At 46.9% G+C, this 16931-nt stretch carries 15 protein-coding genes; 9 read left to right on the top strand and 6 right to left on the bottom strand.

Annotation, left to right across the window (positions count from 1 at the left end; all coding sequences use genetic code 11):
- Positions 1–33: 33 nt before the first annotated feature.
- The 6 genes from hypF to hyaA all read right to left on the bottom strand — a co-directional run bounded on the left by hypF (position 34) and on the right by hyaA (position 8540).
- Positions 34–2463 (bottom strand): carbamoyltransferase HypF, encoded by a 2430-nt coding sequence (hypF, locus tag CEQ32_RS05715; protein WP_181159829.1) that lies wholly within the window; start codon positions 2461–2463, stop codon positions 34–36.
- Positions 2464–2595: 132 nt separating this feature from the next.
- Positions 2596–4434 (bottom strand): NiFe hydrogenase, encoded by a 1839-nt coding sequence (locus tag CEQ32_RS05710; protein WP_088585669.1) that lies wholly within the window; start codon positions 4432–4434, stop codon positions 2596–2598.
- On the bottom strand, positions 4415–4993 hold the full coding sequence (locus tag CEQ32_RS05705; RefSeq protein WP_037417949.1) for a HyaD/HybD family hydrogenase maturation endopeptidase: 579 nt from the start codon (positions 4991–4993) through the stop codon (positions 4415–4417). Before CEQ32_RS05705 ends, CEQ32_RS05710 begins: the two co-directional genes overlap by 20 nt.
- Before the next feature lie 7 nt (positions 4994–5000).
- Complete coding sequence (cybH, locus tag CEQ32_RS05700; RefSeq protein WP_037417952.1) at positions 5001–5675, bottom strand: Ni/Fe-hydrogenase, b-type cytochrome subunit; 675 nt, start codon at positions 5673–5675, stop codon at positions 5001–5003.
- Between the two features lie 21 nt (positions 5676–5696).
- Complete coding sequence (gene hyaB / locus CEQ32_RS05695; protein ID WP_037417953.1) at positions 5697–7400, bottom strand: nickel-dependent hydrogenase large subunit; 1704 nt, start codon at positions 7398–7400, stop codon at positions 5697–5699.
- A 3-nt stretch (positions 7401–7403) separates the two neighbouring features.
- Complete coding sequence (gene hyaA, locus CEQ32_RS05690; protein ID WP_037427738.1) at positions 7404–8540, bottom strand: nickel-dependent hydrogenase small subunit; 1137 nt, start codon at positions 8538–8540, stop codon at positions 7404–7406.
- Between the two features lie 404 nt (positions 8541–8944).
- On the opposite strand from hyaA, the gene tnpA reads away from it, so the two are divergent.
- The 9 genes from tnpA to CEQ32_RS05645 all read left to right on the top strand — a co-directional run bounded on the left by tnpA (position 8945) and on the right by CEQ32_RS05645 (position 16644).
- The gene (tnpA, locus tag CEQ32_RS05685; RefSeq protein WP_088585668.1) at positions 8945–9229 is read left to right on the top strand and encodes an IS66 family insertion sequence element accessory protein TnpA; all 285 of its coding nucleotides are present in this window, start codon (positions 8945–8947) and stop codon (positions 9227–9229) included.
- 2 nt (positions 9230–9231) lie between these two features.
- Positions 9232–9588, top strand: coding sequence for an IS66 family insertion sequence element accessory protein TnpB (gene tnpB / locus CEQ32_RS05680; protein ID WP_057786146.1), 357 nt, complete (start codon positions 9232–9234; stop codon positions 9586–9588).
- A gap of 92 nt (positions 9589–9680) precedes the next feature.
- Positions 9681–11240, top strand: a complete 1560-nt coding sequence (gene tnpC / locus CEQ32_RS05675) for an IS66 family transposase (RefSeq protein ID WP_088585667.1) — start codon at positions 9681–9683, stop codon at positions 11238–11240.
- Between the two features lie 77 nt (positions 11241–11317).
- Positions 11318–11785 carry a TlpA disulfide reductase family protein gene (locus CEQ32_RS05670; protein WP_037417957.1) on the top strand — a complete coding sequence of 156 codons (468 nt, stop codon included), beginning with the start codon at positions 11318–11320 and terminating at the stop codon, positions 11783–11785.
- 3 nt (positions 11786–11788) lie between these two features.
- Positions 11789–12010, top strand: a complete 222-nt coding sequence (locus CEQ32_RS05665) for a DUF4266 domain-containing protein (protein WP_037417959.1) — start codon at positions 11789–11791, stop codon at positions 12008–12010.
- 75 nt (positions 12011–12085) lie between these two features.
- Positions 12086–13432: a DUF3570 domain-containing protein gene (locus CEQ32_RS05660; protein ID WP_088585666.1), complete on the top strand. Its 1347-nt coding sequence runs from the start codon at positions 12086–12088 to the stop codon at positions 13430–13432.
- Positions 13433–13568: 136 nt separating this feature from the next.
- Entirely contained in the window at positions 13569–14471 is a 903-nt protein-coding gene (locus CEQ32_RS05655) for an FAD:protein FMN transferase (RefSeq protein WP_088585665.1), read from the top strand.
- A gap of 9 nt (positions 14472–14480) precedes the next feature.
- Positions 14481–15140: a response regulator transcription factor gene (locus CEQ32_RS05650; RefSeq protein ID WP_037417965.1), complete on the top strand. Its 660-nt coding sequence runs from the start codon at positions 14481–14483 to the stop codon at positions 15138–15140.
- A 109-nt stretch (positions 15141–15249) separates the two neighbouring features.
- Positions 15250–16644, top strand: coding sequence for an ATP-binding protein (locus CEQ32_RS05645; RefSeq protein ID WP_088585664.1), 1395 nt, complete (start codon positions 15250–15252; stop codon positions 16642–16644).
- Positions 16645–16931: the final 287 nt, after the last annotated feature.

Raw genomic sequence — 16931 nt, 5'->3', positions numbered from 1 at the left:
TCAAGCTCTACGAAGATATGTCATAGCAGCGGTTTATTTGTGGTTTTTATCCATTGCCTCTTGATGAATTCCATACCAAAGCTGGCCAAGGGCGATACCGCCATCGTTAACGGGGATATGTTTGTTGGGGAGCACGGTATTGCCTTGGAGATGAAGTTTACTGAGGCAATATTCGAGCAGATATTGGTTTTGAAATACTCCGCCACATAGCGCAATGGGCAGTGATGGATAGCGCGCAGCATAACTACAAATAGCATCTCCAAGACTATGTAAAAACGCGCGGGCGATAATGCTTTGCCTGTGGGAGGAAAGTGGCGCCTCAGTGATGTGCACGATAAGCTGTTTAAACAGTTGGCTACTACACCAAACTTGCATTTGTTGCGGGTCATCCTCTGATGAACTCAGTGGTAAATTGAGGATAAGTGGTGGTAGATGTTGTTTATCGGCGCGTCTTGCTGCGGCTTCTATCAGCATGCCCGCTTGGCCTTCAAATTGTGTGGTGTCAATCAATCCTAAGGCGCAGGCGAGGGCATCAAATAATCGGCCAACCGATGAGCTTTTAATCGTATTGCCACTTTGCCAGATCCGGTGCAAATTGCTTAACGTTAAGGGTGTCAGGCTTTTTAGGATCGGTAAATCTAAGGTTTGTACCGCCGCTAAACTCATTTGTTCAAACAGCAGTGCCAGTAATAATCGCACAGGCTGTTTTATTGCTTGCTCACCGCCCAGTAGGGAGATGGCTTCAAAATGGGCTAAGCGCTCAGCTTTGTCTAACCAGGTCAATAACACTTCACCGCCCCAGAGACTGCCATCATCGCCAAGACCAGTACCGTCAAAACTAAAGCCTAATACCGGATCTTGATATTGATTGATGGCCATGACGCTAAGCACGTGGGCATGGTGATGTTGCACGCTTAAGGTTTGGATTGAACCAGAGGCTCCACTCTGTGTATCAAGGCTTTTCTGTTGCTGCGCTTCTGCCCAACGCGATGGTGCATAGTCTGGGTGCTTATCATGGACAATCAGCTCTGGACTGAAATGATACAGGCGGGCGAAGGTGCCTAAGGTGCGCTCGAAATACTGCTCGGCACTGACACTAAAAAGATCGCCAATATGCGGACTTAAAAACACATTTGCACCAAATCCGAAAGCGATAGCATTTTTTTGCTGTGCTCCAACGGCGAGGATTGAGCGTGTTAGTGGCGCTGTTAATGGAAAACTTAATGGCGCATAACCCCGGGCTAGACGCAGCACTTGCACCTGCGGCGTATTGTCATTCGGCAGTTGAATAAGTTGCACAACACTGTCATCACAGCCGTTGAGTATTGGTCGGTTATGATCGACGATGGCATCCACCACATGCCCAAGTTGGCTGATAAGCGCATCGCAATCGGTGATAATGGGCTCGCCCGACACATTGGCACTGGTGGCCACTAGCGGGCCATTAAATTGGCTAAGCAGTAAGTGATGCAGTGGCGTATAAGGTAAAAATACACCCAGCTTGGGGATATTGGGTGCGATTTCGGGGCTAAGGTCATGCTCATCCAACGCTTGCATCAATACGATGGGCCGTTCTGGCGAGCTTAAGGTTTGCCACTCCGCCTCAGTGCCTGTAACGTACTGTTTTGCCCTTTCAATACTCGGCATCATTACCGCCAGCGGCTTTGCCTTACGCTGTTTTCGCTGCCGTAGTTGACTCACTGCGAAGCTGTTTCTCGCGTCACACATCAAGTGGAATCCGCCGAGCCCTTTAATGGCGAGGATGTGTCCTTGTGCAAGCTTATTGGCCGCAGCGGCCAATACCGCCATGCTGTTGTTTTGCGAGTGGAGCAAGGGCGTCAATGCGATTAGCTCACCCTGAGGTGTTTTTAAACTCAGGTGTGGGCCACATTTTGGGCAACTGACGGGCTGAGCGTGGTATCTGCGATTTAATGGATCTTGATAGGCCTTGGCGCAATCGGGGCACATAGCGAAATCTGCCATGGCGGTATGATGGCGATCATAGGGTAAGGCATTGATAATCGTGTATCTTGGGCCGCAATTGGTGCAATTAGTAAAGGCATAGCCAAAGTGGCGATCCTGTGGATTGCGCATATCGCCTAGGCAATCCTGGCAGGTACTTTTGTCGGCCGACACGGCAACGAGTGCTGCTAAGCTAGGGTCTTTTGTTTCATCACTTTGGCTATCGCTTTGAACAATCTCGAAGTGTGTCTCCGCTAATTTTACCGCTAGCTGTCCATGGGTTATATGGTCGATACGTGCCAGTGGTGGCGGGTTAGTTGCTAACTCTTGGATAAAAATATCCAGTTTTGCGCTCGGTCCTTGCAGTTCTATCATCACGCCCTTGGCATTATTGAGTACTGTGCCAGTGAGTTGCAAATCGGTTGCCCAGCGGTAGACAAAAGGCCGAAAACCCACGCCTTGTACTATGCCAGTGATATGCAGTTGGCGACGTTCAATCATATCCTGTTGGTTAGCGGATGAGGCTGCTTGTTTCAATTTCAGTCTTCTTTTAGGTTTGTTCGCAACATTAGAAGATAACAATCTATCCTCTAATGTTGCGATATCTCTGGGGCAAACACGAATGTTAAGTATTTATCCAAGGGTGTTTAATTGCCGCTGCTTAACATACAGCGCACCTACAGCAAGGTTATCTCCCTCTAAGTCGAGACTACGATTGACCAGTAACGGGAAGTTTTTACCTAAGCGTAAACTCATGCGTTTACAGAGGGTTTCGTTAGCTAACTCATTACCCGCTAAAGCAATTGTCTGTACTCCAATATTTAAGTCTATATGCTCAAGCCAATTAGCAAGGTAATCGGCGAGGGAGTCCTGCATCGCAAAAGCCAGTTGGCTTGGGTCGCTGTGGCCAGCCACTCTAAAGCTCAGTAGTGTGCCAAGGGTTTTGCACCAATTAAGGCTCCGATGGGCTTCGCCTTTGGTGAGAGGGTAATCGATGCGCGGTGCATTCGCTCCCTGATAACGCATGGCCGCTGCCATGAGAGCATCGCTCAAATAGTCTTGTGACTGGGTTTCTTCCTGCGGATTCAAACCAATCAATATCGCGGCAATTGCCCATAGGCTCTGAAGATTATCGCGTCTGCCGTTAAGTTTTAGGCTCAGCAGCTTTAAGTAGTCTTCTGGAAACAAGCTCTTAAATTTTTGCGCGACGGCTTTTTGTGGACTGCTGTCGAGGCAATGGAAAATCTCGTAACCATTGTCGGGCAGTTCGGGCAGGGCAAAAAACAGTGAAGTGTCGCCTTTATTATCGCAGGTGACAATTTGGCTCGGATGAGCATGGCTTAAGTAAATCACCGCCGCATTTTTGGCTTGCTTATGGCTGGTAAATTTACCATTTAGCAGTGCAGCAAAGAGCGCTGCATCGGTAATCGTATGATCTTCTTGATCACCTTCGTAATTCGTCTCACTCTCTACTGAGGATAAGACTTGTACGCTAAGCGTGCCTTGGTGCGAGCGTGTTTTTTTATGCGCTTGCCATTGTGCTTTAAAACCGAGAAAGCGAATGTCTTCCCTTAACGGCTCCGGCGCATTGAAATGTTTGCTGATGTTATTAGCATTATCTCCATCTTGGTGGGACAACTGGGCCCATGCGCCATCAACCCAAGCTAATTTGGGCCTATGGTGCTGACCTTGAAGATAAACCCAATCAATTCCTTTTTGCCGCAAAATTTCGCTAAGGACCGCTACCACGCGACTATAGCCAAAACAAATATCGTATAGCGGCGCAAATAGTTTTTGGTGATCTTGAATGGGTCTTGCGCAAATAAGCGGTTTTTCAATGCTGGATAGCGCAACGACTTGATGATCCTTTAAGCAAAAATGTGCATTTAAGGTGTTTGGATTACAGATCAGCAGTTGTGGTCTGCTGGCATCGCGAGCAAACGGTTCTAAGCTTAGCGCTATACCTTCACAGCTTAACGCTAATGAGCCTTGGGTTATTAACTGCTCAGCCATGGCTTTAAGATCGGTTAGCGTGAGGGCTTTTTGGGCAGGGGTTAAGCGGGTTTCACCGTGGCAACAGGAACAGGTTAAATCAATAGCACCAAATTGCGCCGCTTGATTATCGCCAAACAGGGGATAACATTGCTGGCAAAAAGCGGCAACCGATTTATCCATTTGGGGATCATGAGTCTCCAATAAGGTGCGCTGGCCTTGTGGCTCATCGATAACTTTAATGCCTGAGTCAACCAACCAAACAGACATTAAAAAGTCAGCGGCAATCGCATCGGCCAATTGCTCTAGCAGCGCTTGTTCACCTTGGGCTTCAATAAAATAGGTTTGTGGACCAAAATCATTGTGGTTGTCGCAACCAATGCTAATATTCAGCGCATCATAATTTAGGTATTGATTACATAAATGCGCATATAAGGGCACCTGACGTGAGCAGGTAAAATCAAATCTGATGTTTTTCATCTTCTATATTTTCACCAAGAGTGACACCACGTTTATAGGAGTCGGGGATCAGCGAGTCGATACTATGATCGGCAATGCGTGTCGCAGTGAATCCAAGGGAGGCTAAGTGGGATAACAGGGTGCGCTCCATCAAAGGAACTGCGGATGCAACTTTGGGGGTGAGGCCGAGAGTCATAGGTTCAAGCACGGTTGGAGTAACACCTAATACAAAGGTTTTTGGCCTGTCGCCAACCATTTCCATCATGTTTAGGGTTTGTAGCATTTCGACTTCATGGGCGCTGCCTTGCCAGTCAATTTCCTGCGGGGCTTTATCAAAGTCGAAGAAATAGACCTCACCCGCTTCGACGCCATTGGCATTGACAGTATCGACCACGATCAAATAATCGTATTGGCAAATAATCGGAATGAGTCCCTGGGCTAAGGTGCCGCCATCGAGCATCTCGAGCTGATGGGACTCGTGTGTAAACTGATAATTCTCAGTGATGTAATTGACAAAATGTACGCCGATGCCTTCATCGGCGTACAGGACATTGCCAATACCCAGTAGCAATATCTTCATTGGACTCCTAGTGGTGTGAGTCTGGTTTCGGGTAGTCGTAACCAGAGACAATTGAGTCAACTGAGTTATGTTTGAAGCGTATCCCTGACCAAACCGCCATATAGACGTGGATAACCACAAAGATAACGAATGCCCAAGTGAGGTAGTGGTGCCAAATTCTCACCTGTGCCAGCCCGCCCATTTGTGCGGTGATCCAAGCTGCACTGCTCCAAAGCATGCCACCTAAACCTTCATGGTAGACATTGGCATACAGTACGAGACCAGTAATACATATCACAAGCGCAACAAAGGAGATTGCTACATAGGTCACAAATTGCAGTGGCCCGTAAACGCCAGCTTTATGTAAATGTCCCATCCAAATGTAAGATTTTAGTTGGGTAATCCAGCTCTTAATGCTCATCACATCACGAAACGAGCGTCGCTCGATATCGCTACGACTGAAAAAATACAAGTAGAAGCGAGCCAAGGTGACTGCGGTTAAGATAAAACCGCAGATCAAATGGGCAAAACGGATCCAACCTTGTACTAATACATCCGTACTTTCGGGCGCCACAAGAAACGGCCAAGCAATATAGAATCCGGTGATCACCAGCACTAAAATAGTCAGTGCCCGTAACCAGTGGAAAATCCGTATCGCAGGACTAAAAACCAGTGTCCGAATGCGGGTTTCAGAATGGTTCATGTTGCGTTCCCTCCCTCGTTGTTATTGACCATTGGGGCTGACACGGAACTCGCTCAATGCCTGACCTTTAAAATCCATCACGTGTACAGAACACGCCATGCAAGGGTCAAATGAGTGAATAATACGTATCACCTCAAGGGGTTTAGTGGGATCTTCCAGTTTCAAACCAATCAGTGAGGCTTCATAGGGGCCTATCTTGCCATTAGCATCCACGGGACCTGCGTTCCAGGTAGTAGGCACCACGGCTTGATAGTTCTCAATGACACCATTTTTGATTCGGATCCAGTGGCTTAGCATGCCGCGGGGCGCTTCAATCATGGCGTGACCCACATACTCTTTACTTGGATCGATATGGGGTTTCACATAGGTGGTTTCATCTGACTGAATATTTGTTAACAAGGCATCGAAGGTTTTCAGGCCTTCCTGCGCGACGATCACGGTTTGCAGCATCCGCGCAGCCGTACGGCCTAGGGTAGTGAAGAGTGCTTCTACTGGGAGACCTGTGCGTGCAAGCAAAGCATTGACGGCATCGACAACCACTTTATTGCCACGGGCATAACTGACTAATAAGCAAGACAGTGGGCCCACTTCGACAGGTTCACCTTGATAACGAGGTGATTTCACCCAAGAGTATTTACCATCACCATCTAAAGTTGGCAGTTTGCCATAAACCGTATCCCGCTCAACAAAGCCGGTATAGTTTGGAATGGTGGTGCCATCATACGGATGTTGCGGCGCATCAGCATTGTACCAAGCGTGGCTGACATCTTCGGCGATAAGATCAGGGTTAATATCACTCACACCTGCTAAATCGCCATTCATAATCACGCCTTGGTCGAACATATATTCGCCATTAGCGAGCACAAAGTCATGGGTAGCCATGAAGTTTTTAACATTGACGCCGCCTAGCACGCTAGGCTCAGTACCAAAGGCTTCGGCTGCCATCACGATATCGGCTTGATAAGCACGCAGGATAAAGTCTGTTACGATTGCGTGTTTTTGCTTCCATTCTTGCAGACGTGCAGGGCTCAACATATCGCGTACAGAAGTCACGCCACCGACAACTAATGATTGAGGATGTGGCTGTTTACCGCCGAATATTGCAAGCATTTCGGCAGCAACCCTTTGTACTTCAAGGGCTTTAAGGTAGTGAGATAGAGCAATCAGGTTTTGTTCAGGGGTAAACTTATAGGTGCCATTACCCCAATAAGCGTTGGCGAATGGACCAAGTTTTCCGGTTTCTACAAAGCCTTTTACGCGCTCTTGCACAGCCCTTAATTCACCTTCGCCAGCGGCGATAGGCTTATCGGTATATTTGAGGGCGACTTGGGCGGCCTTAGCGGGGTCTGCACTGAGTGCTGAAACCACATCAACCCAATCTAAGCCATGGAGATGATAGAAGTGCACTATATGGTCATGCATATAGAGCGATGTTTGCATTAGCGAGCGAAGATACTTTGCATTCAAGGGAATTTGAATCCCTAAAGCATTTTCCACCGCTTCGGTACCACAGCGATAGTGCGAATAAGTACATACACCACAGATACGTTGCACAATGAGGCCCACGTCCATAGGCGTACGGCCTTTGAGAATAACTTCAATACCACGCCATAACGTAGAGGATGACCATGCTTTGTTGATGACATTATTCTCATCAACTTCAACTTCGATACGTAAGTGACCCTCGATACGGGTGATAGGGTCGATAACAACGCGCTTGCTCATGGGTTATTCCTCCAGCGGCTTGGCAAAAATACTGGCAACAGCGTGGGCTCCAATGCCGACGACAGTCGCGCCTAAAATCACCGCACCGACGGTGTCTGCGGTTGCATCCAATCCATGGAGCAGTTGACGACCAAGGGGTTTTTCAAAGTCAGCCATATCGTCCCAGAAATTAGGTTCTGAGCAGCCCATACAACCATGACCAGCTAACACAGGCCAACTGGTATGGTGATTGAAGCGTTCAGTGGGGCAGTTGTTATAGGTATAAGGTCCTTTACAGCCCACTTTATAGAGGCAGTAGCCTTCTTTTGCACCGTGATCGCCAAATTCTTCAACGAATTCACCGGCATCAAAACGGCCACGACGTTCACAGTTATCATGTACCCGTGCGCCATAAGCCCATTTTGGACGATTGAACATATCCAGTGCAGGTAATTTGCCGAACATGATGAAGTACATCAAAGTACCGACAATGTTCTTTTCACTTGGTGGGCAACCGCCTAAGTTAATCACGGGTTTGCTTACAACTTCGTGCACGCCCTTAGCCCCTGTGGGGTTCGGGTAGGCGGCTTGTACACCACCGAAGGATGCACAGGTGCCCACAGAGATAATCGCTGCGGCGCCTTCGGCGGCATGTTTGATAATTTCTAAGCCTGTATGGCCTTTACAGCCCACGGTCAAGAAGCTGCCGTTATTGGCGGTCGGTATCGCGCCTTCCACCGCGAGCAGGTAGCGACCCTTGTAGGTTTCTAAGGCGTGCTCGAGGTTTTCCTCTGCTTGCCAACCCGCAGCTGCCATCAAGGTTTCGTGATATTCCAAGGAGATATGATCGAAGATCAGCGAATCTAGGTTGGGGGTGTCGGCACGAACTAAGGATTCGGAGCAGCCAGTACATTCAGCCATATGTAACCAAATTAAGGGTACACGGTCGGCTAATTCGGCGGCCTCTGCAACTAAGTTACTAAAGGGGAGTGGTAGGGCGAGCATACCCGTTACCATCGCACTCCATTTCATGAAGTCACGGCGTGTGATGCCATGTTGTTGTAATTTATCGAGTAATGTCTGCTGTTGACGGGGAGCTAATTGGCGCAACGCATCTAAGCGCGCCTTTCCCTGTTCATAGAGGGCTGCATGTGTGTCCATGGGTCAACCTTTTGTTGTTGGAATGTAAATTGTTAAGGGTTTACATAATTGACACATGCAGTTTAGGCGCTAGGCACTAGAAAATTATTGATGCATATCAAGAATTTTTCAGAGATGTGATTAAACTGATTTTGACATTAAATTAACATGATTCAGATCTAATTTCGATTTTGCTAATGGGACAAAATGTCTCAATTTTAACATTTTTGCCGTTAGAGCTCACTTTCCAACCAATTGATGGCTCAGATGTCCATGTGGCATAAAGACTTTATTTATTCTTTTTAAGTTTAAGCAAACCTTAAGATTCAGTTAATAAATTCGTAAGCGTAACGCCAACCACACATTCCAATCCTAACTGATCAACTTTACCCTGTCTGCCATTATCAACTGCCAGGGTAATCATCATGCACCGTACCAAAGAACAATGGCTGGCCTTGTTTGCCGAGCAAGCCCAAAGTGGTCTCACCCAAACTGAATTTGCAAAACGTCAGGGCATCATTCCTACATATTTTAGTTATCGCAAGCGTCAGTTGTTGGCGTTTCAGGATGATGACGGTGGCTTTGTTGAGCTGACGCCACAGGGTTTGCAGCTGAATCAATCCATTTTGCTACGCAAGCGCGATATCGAATTGCAGTTTCCAGCCGGCACCGATGCACAGTGGTTAGCAGCCTTGCTAAGAGCGCTCTGACCATGAAAATGTTCCTCGATGTGCCTAAGGTCTATTTGCATAAACAGCCGGTCGACTTTCGTAAATCCATTAATGGCTTATCGTTGCTGGTCGAGCAAGAGATGCAGCTCTCGCCATTTAGCGGCGCACTGTTTGTGTTTTGTAATCAGCAGCGTACCCGGTTAAAAGTACTGTACTGGGATAGCACCGGGTTTTGCCTGTGGTACAAACGGCTTGAAAAAGACAAGTTCCGCTGGCCACGGCAGATGCCTGGCAAAATACTGTCTATTAGCGAGCAGCAATGGCATTGGCTGTTGCAAGGTGTCGATATCCAAAAAATCACCGCCCATCAGCCACTGCATTACCAGAGTGTGGGCTGATATGACGATCGGCTATAAATCCTTATGATCGCATCCAAAACAATCTAAATTTTACCAAGCACTTAGCTAAATTGGCCGTTACAATAGCGGCCATGAAAAAGACACCTCAATCCTTACCTGATGACGTTGCACTGCTCAAGAAAATGCTGCTTGAGCAGACGCAAAAGCTTGAGCGCAAACTGGCGCAAAAAGATAAACGCATCGCCAAATTAGAGCGGGTTAACCAGCAACTGTCGGACAAGTTGCAGCAGTTGCTGGAGCGTTACAACCTGAAGAAGTACCAGAAATTTAGCCCCAGCAGTGAAACCTATGAAGGTGAAGGCGAGGTGTTAAATGAGGCCGAACAGCTTATTGAAGACGAGTCAGTAGCGACAGAGCCAGATACTCAGACGACCGAGAGCGCTAAGAAAGCTGCTAAGCCACGCCGCCCACGGATTGCCCCTGAGCTGCCGCGCGTTGATGTTATCCATGACATTGACGATAAAACCTGTGCTTGCTGTGGCCATGCGCTACATCAAATGGGTGAGGAAGTCAGTGAGCAAATCGAGTTCGTACCGGCACAAATCCGGGTGCTCAGAAACGTGCGGCTGAAATACAGCTGCCGGCAGTGTGAAACCACGGACACCAAGGTCGACATTAAAATTGCCGATGTGCCACCGGCGGTTATCCCTAAGAGCATGACCACACCGAGTCTGCTTGCCCAAATCATCAGCAGCAAAATGCACTATGGCTTACCGCTTTATCGTCAGGAGCAGTTGTTTAATCAGGCCGGTATTGAGCTTAGCCGTCAAACGATGAGCCGCTGGCTGATAAGCTGTGCAGAGAAACTGAAACCGTTACTGGCGTTAATGAAAGCTGAGCTTCTGAAACAGCCCGTGCTGTGGGCAGATGAAACCACGGTTAATGTGCTGGATGTTGAGAAAAGCACCTGTTATATGTGGGTATATGGCTGTGGCTTAGAAAAAAGTACCGGCCCCAAGCTCGTGCTGTTTGATTATCAGGATAGTCGCAGCAGTAAACATCCCACCGACTTCCTGGCGGGGTTTAACGGTTATCTGCAGGTCGACGGTTATGCCGGATATGAGAAAACCCACGCAACCTTAGTCGGCTGCTGGGCGCATGCCAGACGCAAGTTCGTCGAAGCCCAAAAAGCGCAGGGCAAAGGCAAAACGGGTAAGGCCGATGTGGCCCTTAACCATATCCAGAAACTCTATGCGCTGGAGAGTAAATTAAAAACTGCGCCGCCTGATAAGAAATATGAAGCCAGGCAAACGCTAGCCAAGCCGTTGCTCGCGCAATTCAAAAGCTGGTTGGATAAATCAAGCGAGAGTGTCACGAAAGAAAGTTTACTGGGAGCGGCTATTACGTATAGCCTGAATCAGTGGCCCAAGCTTGTCCGCTATCTGGATGATGGCTGTCTGAATATCGACAACAATCGTGCGGAGCGCGCCATCAAACCGTTCGTGATTGGTCGCAAGGCGTGGTTGTTCGCTAATACCAAGACGGGAGCACAAGCCAGTGCGGCACTGTACAGCCTGGTCGAGACCTCAAAAATCAACGGACTGGAGCCGTATGATTACCTATGCCGCTTATTAACCGAGCTACCCAAAGCCAACACCCAAGAGAAACTACAGCAACTCCTGCCTTACTGATCACCAGCCACACCGCAAGGTGTGGTTGGCGTTACGCTTACATAAATTCGAACTGTATTGTGATAAATGGATAGCCTATGAAAAAACTCGTGTTGTTCCTCGGATTATTTAGTGCAAGCGTACTTGCCGCTCCTTCACTTGAACACCTTGTCTTTGATGCACAAAATCAAACTGTTTCACTGAATGAATTTAAAGGAAAAGTCGTTTACGTCGATTTTTGGGCCTCTTGGTGTGGACCCTGCCGTAAGTCTTTTCCTTGGATGAATACCATGCAGCAAAAGTATCAAGAGCAAGGGTTAGCGGTGGTAGCCATTAACCTTGATACCGACAAAGCCCTTGCCGATGCATTTTTAAAGCAAGTACCAGCCCAATTTACGGTGCGCTTTAATCCTGAAGGCGATGTCGCACGTAGCTTCGATTTATTGGGTATGCCCAGTAGTTTTATCTTTAATCGCCAAGGCAAGTTAGTAAATCAGCATGTCGGTTTTTACCAAGACAATATTGCCGATTATGAACAAGAACTGGTGAATCTTTTGAAGGAGTGATCTATGCGCAAAATCACATTAGTTGCTGTCTCGTTAGTGATGCTAGGAGTGAGTGGTTGTTCAAGCTTAGGGGTTGAGCCGTGGGAAAGAGGGCAGTTTGCGCGTAGTGATATGGCGCTTGATAGCGAAAAGTTGGATCAGGCGTTAGATGATCATATTTACTTCAGTAAAGAAGGTAGTAGTGGTGGCCGAGCTTTTGCTGGTGGTGGATGCGGTTGTAACTAAACTTTAATTTAATAATCGTTAATACCTTAGGTTTTCGTCTAAATAAGCTTCAGTGACATAAAGGTGTTGTCAGCCATGACAAATAAGAACAATAAGTTAGACAAAAATGCCCCGCAAATTGTGCAACTAAAACCGCAGACAAAACAGATCGCTAGTGCGTTAGCCTTAGCCAGTTGTGGTTTGTTCGCGTCCAATGGTCATGCAACCGAGCTGGCGAAAAATATCGATGACTGGAAAGTTGATGCCGCACTCATGTATTACGGTGAACAGGACAGAGTTCAAGCGATAGAAGCCATAGGTACGGCACAGAAAAACTTTGGCGATGACAGTGTACTTGACCTTAAGCTGGTGGTTGATAGCTTAACGGGGGCCTCGGCCTCGGGCGCTGTCGCTCAAAGTAACAGTCAAACCTTTACCCGTCCTTCAGGCAATGGCCAATATACCGTAGCAGCGGGAGAAACCCCGCTCGATGATACTTTCCACGACACTCGAGTTCAGGCAAATGCGAACTGGTCGCAGGTACTGAATCCCGATTGGAAGGTCAATGGCGGTGTTTATGCTTCTAAGGAATTCGACTATATGTCGATGGGGATTAATGCAGGTGTCGAGCGTGGCTTTAATAAGGACAACACCACGCTGTTTTTAGGTACCTCATATAGCTTCGATGTGGTTGACCCTGTTGGTGGCAGGCCTGTAGCGTTATCAACGATGGCGATCCGCGATAACTTTACCAGCGATGAAGCTTATCGCAGTGCATTTGATGCCACTCGCCAAACTAGTAGCGATGATAAACAAACTGCTGATTTGATGTTGGGTATCACTCAAATTCTTAATCAGCGTTGGTTATTGCAAGCGAACTATGGTTTATCGAGTGTCAGTGGCTATTTAACCGATCCTTACAAAGTCTTAAGTGTCGTAGACAATAACGGTACGACCGAGAATATCGTCTACGAGAATCGTCCAGATTCACGCTTAAAACACAGTTTTTATATGATGACTAAAGGCGCGCTCGATTCGGGAGTGGTCGATTTTTCCTATCGCTATACTACCGATGATTGGGATTTAACCTCACACACCTTAGAAACCCATTATCGTTATTACTTCAGTGGCAGTTTTTATGGTCAGTTGCATCTTCGTTATTATCAACAAGCTGCGGTGAATTTCTATCAACCTTTTTTGATGGCGGAGTCACCATTGCCTGAGTTTGCTAGTGCTGATTACCGCATTGGGGATATGAGCGCCTATACGGTAGGGGTTAAGTTTGGTCACCGTTTGTCAGGCGGACATGAGATGACATACCGCTTGGAATACTATCAACAAGATCCGAAAAACAATGGCACCGAACTCCCAGGTCAGTTGCAAAACTATGATCTGTTCCCGACTCAAAAGGCGATTACTGCACAGTTTAGTTATTCTTTTTAAAGCTAAACTGTGCTAATTAGTTCACGTTATTACGGTTTGAACTGGGCAACTGAGTTGCCCAGTTCCTGTATGTAAGACTTGTATTTAAACCTGTCATTGGTGAAGCCACATTAAGCGCCACCATAAGGAACCCGAAATGCCATCATTTTCTCCAAGTGCGCCATATCGACTCCTGCGCCGTGATTGGGGATTCTTGGGGGAATTTAGGGCAATGGCCAGCCCATGCGAGCTACTCATTGCCAGTCATGATGAGAGTATTGCCTACGATATGCTCGATATGGCAGCTCGGGAGGCGTCCCGCATCGAGCAAAAATACAGCCGTTTTATTGAAGGTAATTACCTGTGGCAGTTGAATCATGCTCAAGGCAAACCAGTGACCATTGATGAAGAAACCTGGCAACTTTTAACCTTTGCTAAACAATGCTTTGAGCTTAGTGGCGGGCTATTTGATATTTCTGCTTGTCCATTGATGCAAGTGTGGCGTTTTACTCCGGACGCTACTCTGCCCACAATGGCTGATATCGCCGCAGCGCGATCTTTAGTGGGATTTGAACGCCTTGAATTTAATTCACACGAGCTAAAAATCCCCACGGGTATGCAACTTGATGTGGGGGGGATTGCAAAAGAATACGCGGTTGACAGCGTGGCCTATGAACTGGCGGAATCCTACCCTAAGATTTCGGTATTAGTGAATTTTGGCGGTGATATTGCTTGTCCTGTAGCGCATTCAGTCCCATGGCAGGTGGGGATTGAAGATCCGCATCGCCTTGATTGTGCAGCCAAAGTGCTCGCTATTACACAAGGTGCTTTAGCGACGAGTGGTGACACAAGGCGTTTTATTGAGGTCGATGGCAGGCGTTATGGGCATATCATTGATCCACGAACCGGATATCCTGTGCGCGGTGCGCCACGGTCGGTGACCGTTCTTGGACCCAATTGCGTTACCGCGGGAATGCTCGCCACCATGGCAATGTTGCAGGGTGAGCAGGCAGAAGCCTTTTTAACCGAGCAATCGGTTCAGTTTAGTCTTTTTCGATAGGGCATCATCATGCGTATCATGTTAGTGGAAGATAATGAATTACTGGCCCAGGGAATTTGCCTCAACCTTGCCAAAATGGGCATGCAGGTGGATCACTTAAGTAGCTATCAGCAGGCGTTAGTGGGAATAAAAAATGAAACCTTTAGCGCTATTGTGCTTGATTTAGGTCTTCCCGACGGTAATGGTAAAGAACTCCTTAAAACATGGCGTTCGCAGGGGGTATCGATTCCCACCATAGTGCTGACCGCGAATACCGATTTTGATACTAAATTGGAGTGCCTAGATGTCGGAGCCGACGATTATTTAGGTAAGCCCTTCGATGTGCGTGAGTTAGCGGCACGTATAAGGGCAATTGTGCGCCGTCAATATGGTCTAGACCATAACAGTTTAAATATTGGTGCATTAAGCATTGATCTCAACACGCGAGAAGTGATTTTTCGCGATCAAAATGTGCCCCTTTCACGCAGAGAATTTCAATTATTACTCGAACTTGCTCAGTCGGCTGGTCGAGTGTTAACCCGTAATCAGCTGGAACAGCTCACCTATGGCTGGGATGAGGTGGGCAGTAATTCAATCGAAGTCCATATTCATCATTTACGTAAAAAATTAGCTAATGAGTTAATTAAGACCGTGCGCGGAATTGGCTACACCCTTACGGAACTGAATTAGCCATCTTGCAATTTATGCAAGGATTTAAGTGACAAACTCGACGTTTATCGGTATGAAGTAACTGCTTTATAAGACAGGTTACACTCATACAAACGACGGGGATAACGGGTTGAATCGACTCAAGGTGCTGGATGTGTACTCTTTACGCTTGCTATTAACCTTGCTAATGCTCTCGGGGATTTCGGTTTCAGTAGGGATTTCAAGCTGGTTTAGCACTCGTGATGCGAAGCATCAAATTGAAGAATTATTTGATGCTCAAATGTTGCAAACCGCAAAAATGCTCGAGTTGTTCTACCATGAAGAAGCCGATTTTAAGCTTCCCCAATCACAACCTCAAGTTCTCCACGTTCCGGACAGTCAAGTCAGTAGCTTTGCTGAAAAGGCTGACGCACTTAAGCTTGCCTATGAACATAAACTGGCGTTTCAGATCTGGAGTGAAGCGGGGCAGGCGTTGGTTTTTTCAGACAATATTGGGCGTGAGCCGATCACTAAATTTGTGCAGGGCTATAGTAAAAAAGTATTCGAAGGGGAGCTGTGGCATGTGTTCAGCTTTTTTTCTGTTAAATATAAAGTGTGGATTATCACGGCTCAGCAGGATGAAGTGCGCCAAGAGTTGGTTTCGCAAATTATGCATAACGCAGTAATAGTGCCATTAATTGTGGTACCGTTAACCCTGTTTATCGTCAGTTTACTGTTTTATATTCTATTTCGGCCGCTAAAAACCCTTGAACGGGAATTAATGGCACGCTCACCTAACGATCTCACTCCGTTAGCTATGTCATTGCCTAAGGAATTAGTGCCAGTTCGACGGGCACTCAATCAGTATATCAGCAGTATTGCACACTTCATTGCTAGAGAGCGCCGCTTCAGTGCCGATGCCGCCCATGAGTTAAAAACGCCATTATCTGTGATTAAGTTACATCAACAGGGGTTAGAGGGATTAGTCGCAGATGAACCTGCTCAGCATATCCACCTTGCTGCGATTGATGCTGGTGTTAAGCACATGAGCCATACAGTAGAACAATTATTGTTGCTCGCTCGTGTCGATTCGATTGCCGAGTTGAATGTGCAATCCCATACCTTGTTGTCTATGGTGGAGGATGCGCTCAACCAACTGATGCCCCTGATCACTGAATATGAGTGGAATATTGACGTGGATGCCGGATTATCCATTATGTGTGACCGTTTTTATATGCTGGTGGTTTTAAAGAATATTATCGAAAATGCTTGTAAATACAGCCCAGTAGAATCTGAAATTAGCATTAGTGCAGCGCAAACCACCACAGGCGTTGAAATAAAGATCGCCGACCGTGGTCAAGGGATGACAAGTGAGCAAATTGCGAATGCCACCGAGCGTTTTTACCGTGTCAATGAAAATGAAGGTATAGGTGCGGGATTGGGATTATCCATTTGTCAGCATATTATTGGCTTACACCAAGGCCAACTAACCATCACTCCCCGTGAAGAGACTGGTTTAGTCGTCAGCCTATTTTTGCCTCGATAGTGTTACGAGTGTAAGTCAATGAAGTCTCTCACGAATCACTTTTTGTATGCTTAGGCTCGCATATTAGCGACTATCACCTAAGATTATTGTCGGTGGCCAGTTTGTAAAACTAACTGATTTTATGTTCATTCTGCGAACTTGGCAGCATTTTATTAGCCTTTGTAACTTTTAAAGATCAATTTGGTATGTTAATTCGAATTTGATATTCTTTAAAAGTATAAGTATATTGCTAAATAGTATTGTGCAAAGGGAGTTAACTGCATCTTTATTTATGAGTTTTTTACTCC

It is taken from the genome of Shewanella sp. FDAARGOS_354, from assembly GCF_002209245.2.
In the GTDB taxonomy this organism is placed as follows: domain Bacteria; phylum Pseudomonadota; class Gammaproteobacteria; order Enterobacterales; family Shewanellaceae; genus Shewanella; species Shewanella xiamenensis.
The sequence above is the reverse complement of the archived record's forward strand: the minus strand, read 5'-3'. Positions and strand labels throughout refer to the sequence as shown.

Excerpts from the sequence above, each read along its gene's own strand:
- CEQ32_RS05660 (WP_088585666.1), top strand. The coding sequence starts at position 12,086 with ATGACAAATAAGAACAATAAGTTAGACAAAAATGCCCCGCAAATTGTG.
- hypF (WP_181159829.1), bottom strand. The coding sequence starts at position 2,463 with ATGATTGAACGTCGCCAACTGCATATCACTGGCATAGTACAAGGCGTG.
- CEQ32_RS05650 (WP_037417965.1), top strand. The coding sequence starts at position 14,481 with ATGCGTATCATGTTAGTGGAAGATAATGAATTACTGGCCCAGGGAATT.
- tnpC (WP_088585667.1), top strand. The coding sequence starts at position 9,681 with ATGAAAAAGACACCTCAATCCTTACCTGATGACGTTGCACTGCTCAAG.
- CEQ32_RS05665 (WP_037417959.1), top strand. The coding sequence starts at position 11,789 with ATGCGCAAAATCACATTAGTTGCTGTCTCGTTAGTGATGCTAGGAGTG.
- CEQ32_RS05670 (WP_037417957.1), top strand. The coding sequence starts at position 11,318 with ATGAAAAAACTCGTGTTGTTCCTCGGATTATTTAGTGCAAGCGTACTT.
- hyaA (WP_037427738.1), bottom strand. The coding sequence starts at position 8,540 with ATGGACACACATGCAGCCCTCTATGAACAGGGAAAGGCGCGCTTAGAT.
- cybH (WP_037417952.1), bottom strand. The coding sequence starts at position 5,675 with ATGAACCATTCTGAAACCCGCATTCGGACACTGGTTTTTAGTCCTGCG.
- tnpB (WP_057786146.1), top strand. The coding sequence starts at position 9,232 with ATGAAAATGTTCCTCGATGTGCCTAAGGTCTATTTGCATAAACAGCCG.
- hyaB (WP_037417953.1), bottom strand. The coding sequence starts at position 7,400 with ATGAGCAAGCGCGTTGTTATCGACCCTATCACCCGTATCGAGGGTCAC.
- CEQ32_RS05705 (WP_037417949.1), bottom strand. The coding sequence starts at position 4,993 with ATGAAGATATTGCTACTGGGTATTGGCAATGTCCTGTACGCCGATGAA.
- tnpA (WP_088585668.1), top strand. The coding sequence starts at position 8,945 with ATGCACCGTACCAAAGAACAATGGCTGGCCTTGTTTGCCGAGCAAGCC.
- CEQ32_RS05655 (WP_088585665.1), top strand. The coding sequence starts at position 13,569 with ATGCCATCATTTTCTCCAAGTGCGCCATATCGACTCCTGCGCCGTGAT.
- CEQ32_RS05710 (WP_088585669.1), bottom strand. The coding sequence starts at position 4,434 with ATGAAAAACATCAGATTTGATTTTACCTGCTCACGTCAGGTGCCCTTA.